Origin of the sequence: Methanobrevibacter sp. (assembly GCF_045636185.1) — an archaeon.
In the GTDB taxonomy this organism is placed as follows: Archaea; Methanobacteriota; Methanobacteria; order Methanobacteriales; family Methanobacteriaceae; genus Methanocatella.
This window is the reverse complement of record NZ_JAZTXC010000190.1, coordinates 1-4,684: the sequence shown is the minus strand read 5'-3', so window position 1 is coordinate 4,684 and position 4,684 is coordinate 1. Positions and strand designations below refer to the sequence as shown.

The window sequence follows — 4,684 nt, the reverse complement described above, 5'->3', positions numbered from 1 at the left end:
TAAGACTCTAGCCTGCCACGTTAGAGACCCGGGTTCAAATCCCGGACGCCGCACTTTTACTTTTGCAGCTGTGGTATAGTCTGGTTATTACTTGGGCCTTCCAAGCCTACAACCCGGGTTCGAATCCCGGCAGCTGCATATCAAAAAATATCTTTTTTTCAAGAAAAATTATTATCTTTTATTAAAATACTTATTTTAAGTAGTTATCTATATATATAGATTAAAAACATATATTAATTAATTATAATACTTTTTAAAGATTATACTTTAAATGATAAAATTTACGGTGATTTAATGGTAGGAATTGTAGGATATGGGGCATATGTGCCTTCATATAGAATAAAAGTAGAAGAAATTGCTAAAGTATGGGGTGATGACCCTGTAGCGTTATCTAATGGGTTAGTTGTTAACGAAAAATCTGTTCCTTCTGCTGATGAAGATACTGCAACTATTGCAGTTACAGCTGCTAGATATGCTCTAGCAAGAGCTCAAATTGATCCACAAAAGATTGGTGCTGTTTATGTAGGTTCTGAATCACATCCGTATGCAGTAAAACCAACAGCAACCATTGTTGCAGAAGCTGTCTGCGCAACACCTGACTTGACTGCAGCCGATTTGGAGTTTGCATGTAAAGCAGGAACTGCTGGTATCCAAATGTCTATGGGTCTTGTTGAAAGTGACAGAATTGAATATGGATTGGCTATCGGTGCAGATACATCTCAGGGTGCTCCTGGAGATGCACTTGAATACACTGCATCTGCCGGTGGTGCCGCATATATCATTGGTAAGAAAAATACTTTGGCTGAAATAGAGGAAACTTACAGTTTTACTACAGACACTCCAGACTTTTACAGAAGGGAAGGTGAAGACTACCCATCTCACGGTGGACGTTTTACCGGAGAACCTGCTTACTTCAAACATGTATTGAGTGCAGCTAAAAACTTATTTGAATTGACTGACACTCAGGCGGGCGATTATGATTATGCCTGTTTCCACCAACCAAACGGTAAATTTTACTTAAGGGCAGCTAAAAAATTAGGATTCACTCCTGAACAATACTCTCAGGGATTATTGACTCCAAACATTGGAAATACATATTCCGGTGCTGTACCTCTGGCATTATCCAACATCTTGGATGTAGCCGAACCTGGAGACAAAATATTTGTCGTATCATACGGTTCAGGTGCAGGTAGTGACGGATTCGCCTTGGAAGTAACTGATGAAATAACTGAAAAAAGAGATTTGGCTCCTAAAACAGAAGAAATCATTTCCAAAAAAACTTATGTTGACTATGCTGTTTATGCTAAATTCAAAGGTAAAATTAAAATGTAGGGAGGTTAGATTATGAGAGACGTTGCTATTATTGGTGTTTCACAAACAAAATTCGGTGAATTATGGGATTCCTCTTTCAGAGATTTGATTGCTGAAGCTGGTGTAAAGGCTTTGGTCGATGCCGGTATGGGAGGAGATGAAATCGAAGCAATGTTTGTTGGAAACATGTCTTCAGGATTATTTGTAGAACAAGAACATATTGCGGCCCTTATTTCCGATCACGTAGGTTTAAACCCTGTTCCAACCACAAGAGTTGAAGCTGCTTGTGCATCAGGAGGATTGGCTTTAAGACAAGGTATTATGGCTGTGGCATCAGGTTTTCATGATGTGGTAATCTCTGCAGGTGTTGAAAAGATGACTGATGTAGTCGATGCTACTCCAGCTATTGCAACAGCATCAGATCAGGAATGGGAAGCACAGCAAGGGGCAACATTCCCTTCATTATATGCAATGATTGCAAAAAGACACATGCACGAATACGGTACAACCCGTGAACAATTGGCACAATTTTCAGTTGTAAATCACAAAAATGCATCTAAAAATCCAAATGCACAATTCCCATTTGAAATCAGTGTAGATAAAGTAATCAACTCTACTATGGTTGCAGATCCGTTAACATTGCTTGACTGTTCTCCTGTATCAGATGGAGCAGCAGCTATTGTTTTGGTTCCTGCTGAAAAAGCACGTGAATATACTGATACTCCAATTTACGTAAAAGCTTCCGCTCAAGCTTCAGGAACATTGACATTACACGACAGAAAAGATATCACTACTATTGAATCAACAAAAGTGGCTTCCAGAAAAGCATATGATATGGCTGGAGTTACTGTAAATGATATTGATGTTACTGAAGTTCACGACTGTTTCTCAATCAACGGTCTTTTGGCAGTTGAAGACTTAGGATTTGCCGAAAAAGGTAAAGGTGGAATAGCTATTGAAGAAGGCCAAACAGAAATCGACGGTGATTTCCCAATCAACTCTTCAGGAGGTTTAAAAGCTCGTGGACACCCTCTTGGAGCAACAGGTATTGCTCAGGCAGCTGAAATCGTATGGCAATTAAGAGGAGAAGCTGGTGGACGTCAAGTTGATGGTGCAGAAATCGGTATGACCCACAACATCGGTGGTACCGGAGGAACTGCAGCAGTACACATTTTCGGAAGAGATTTATAAATCTCTTTTATCTTATTTTTTTCATGATAATCAATACTGGTACAAGAACTGATATTCCTGCTTTTTACTCAAAATGGTTCTTAAACAGAATTGAAGAGGGTTTTGTACTCAGTAAAAATCCATACAACAATCAGATATATAAATATAATTTCAATCCTAAAACTGTAGATTGTATCTGCTTTTGCTCTAAAAATCCAAAACCTCTAGTCAGGAATCTTGATATTCTGTCTGACTACAGACAATTCTGGTTTACGACAATTAATCCCTACGGCAAGGATATTGAAGTAAATGTTCCAGACTATAAGAAAGTCATTGAAACATTTAATGAGCTGTCACAGACTTTGGGAATCAACTGTGTGTCCTGGAGATATGATCCCATTTTCATTACAGATAAATATTCAATTGATTTTCATATTGAAAAATTTGAAGAAATGGCATCTGAACTGCATAAATATACTTCAGATTGCACAATCAGTTTTATTGATCTCTATCCGAAGGTTTTAAGAAATTTTCCTGAGGCTCGTGAAGTTACAACAGATGAACGCTTGGAAATAGGCAAAAATTTTGCAAGAATTGCTGATGAATATGACATACAAATGAAAACATGTGTTGAAGGTACCCCGCTTGACCAGTTCGGTTTCGATTCATCAGGATGCATGACCCAACAGGTGTTGGAAAAAGCTATTGGAAATAATTTAAAAGTCCCCAAAGGAAAGTATAGGAATCGTGAATGCAATTGTTTAATGGGAAGGGATATTGGATTATATAACACATGTATGCACGGATGCAAATATTGTTATGCCAACAGTAACATGAAGCTAGTTAAAAAGAACCAAAAGTTGCATAATCCGGATTCACCCTTGCTTATTGGGGATGTTAAAGAGGGTGATGTTGTAAAAGAGGTTAGGGAACCCAGCTATATTGACAAACAAACTAGATTATTCTAACCTCCATTTGTAATAGAAATATTATGTTCTTAAATATTTTCCATTTCTTTTCACTCGAAATAACTTGATATCTACGCAGTGGGAAGTTCAATCAGATTCGTATTTTTCCAGATATCCTATTTCTGAATATGCAAATCTTGTGGATTTACTTTTATAGGATATGATAAACGGTAAACGTATCATGAATATGATTAGAAATGCCACTAATGCCAATCCCCATAAGTCTGCCATAACAAATGTTTTTGAATATATTAACCAGTATACGCCGTAAATGGCTGTTTCAAGCAATAAACACCATGCAGTCACTAATCCTGGTGAATATAATGTTTTTTTGCCTTTGGATTTATATTGTCTGTATGTTAGTGTGCTGAATACTGTATGGGCAATTGTTTCGCCGATACCGAAAAATATTACAAATATCACTCCTTTGTTTCCAAGCATTGGTGTGAGGAATGTTAATGCAATGAATAATATTTCAGCTCCAAAGTTTGTAATCATGTCGGTTAGCCTGTTTTCAGGATATGCAAGAGGATTGTCTGATTTTTGAATTATCTTGTTCATCATGAAATGAAATCCGTTTGGCCAGGTAAGCTCTTCAAATACATGCAAAGGTAGAAATATTGCAAGCAATGCCATTAATTTTTGCGGCACATCCCATACGCCCCAATTTATTATCAAAACATTCAACATCACGATTCCTAAAAAATATGTTGCATGCAGCCATGGTTGTCCGCACCATTTGTCCAATAATGATTCTGCCATAATTATCACCTTTTAATTTAGTTGTTTTTTATTAAATGTATTAGAGTTGTTTATTTGCCGGCACAATTAGGCCCTGAATGCCCATACAATTCATCCTTTTCAATGTCTGGGGATACGTCAAAAACACTTTTTTGATTGATGAAATCTTTAGTAAATTAATGTGTGCATCATATCAATTCCAAATTATGTTAATATTATAATTTTAATGATTTAATCGTCAATAATTTAATTATTTCATTAAATTTGTCAATATCTGATTCATTGATGTCATTATAGATCTCTTTTAACCAATCATCGGTAATATGTAACATGTTTTCACTTATTTCAAAACCCTGTTCACTTAAAGAAAGTAGTCTTCGGGTTTTATTGTTCGGGTCTTTAGTTCGTATTACAAATCCTTTGTTTTCAAGATTTTTTAGAGTTCTGGCAACAACGGGTTCGGATACGCTGAACGTTTCTGATAAATCTCGTTG

5 protein-coding genes and 1 tRNA gene are annotated in these 4,684 nt (G+C 36.7%); 4 read left to right on the top strand and 2 right to left on the bottom strand.

Translation table 11 applies throughout. The features are described from left to right. The first annotated feature begins 64 nt into the window (after positions 1-64). From ACKI3Q_RS10485 to ACKI3Q_RS10470, 4 genes are all read left to right on the top strand, one after another. Positions 65-138: transfer RNA gene (locus tag ACKI3Q_RS10485), tRNA-Gly, on the top strand. Positions 139-294: 156 nt separating this feature from the next. Further along, a complete protein-coding gene (locus ACKI3Q_RS10480) occupies positions 295-1,332 on the top strand; it encodes a hydroxymethylglutaryl-CoA synthase (protein WP_407416534.1) in 1,038 nt (345 codons plus the stop codon). Positions 1,333-1,344: 12 nt separating this feature from the next. After that, complete coding sequence (locus tag ACKI3Q_RS10475; RefSeq protein ID WP_407416533.1) at positions 1,345-2,502, top strand: thiolase domain-containing protein; 1,158 nt, start codon at positions 1,345-1,347, stop codon at positions 2,500-2,502. A gap of 23 nt (positions 2,503-2,525) precedes the next feature. Next, positions 2,526-3,449: a DUF1848 domain-containing protein gene (locus ACKI3Q_RS10470; RefSeq protein ID WP_407416532.1), complete on the top strand. Its 924-nt coding sequence runs from the start codon at positions 2,526-2,528 to the stop codon at positions 3,447-3,449. Positions 3,450-3,536: 87 nt separating this feature from the next. Here ACKI3Q_RS10470 and ACKI3Q_RS10465 read toward each other — a convergent pair whose 3' ends face one another. Continuing rightward, positions 3,537-4,211, bottom strand: coding sequence for an HXXEE domain-containing protein (locus tag ACKI3Q_RS10465; RefSeq protein ID WP_407416531.1), 675 nt, complete (start codon positions 4,209-4,211; stop codon positions 3,537-3,539). 194 nt (positions 4,212-4,405) lie between these two features. Further along, on the bottom strand, positions 4,406-4,684 hold a 279-nt coding region (locus ACKI3Q_RS10460; RefSeq protein WP_407416530.1), incomplete at its 5' end, for a MarR family winged helix-turn-helix transcriptional regulator.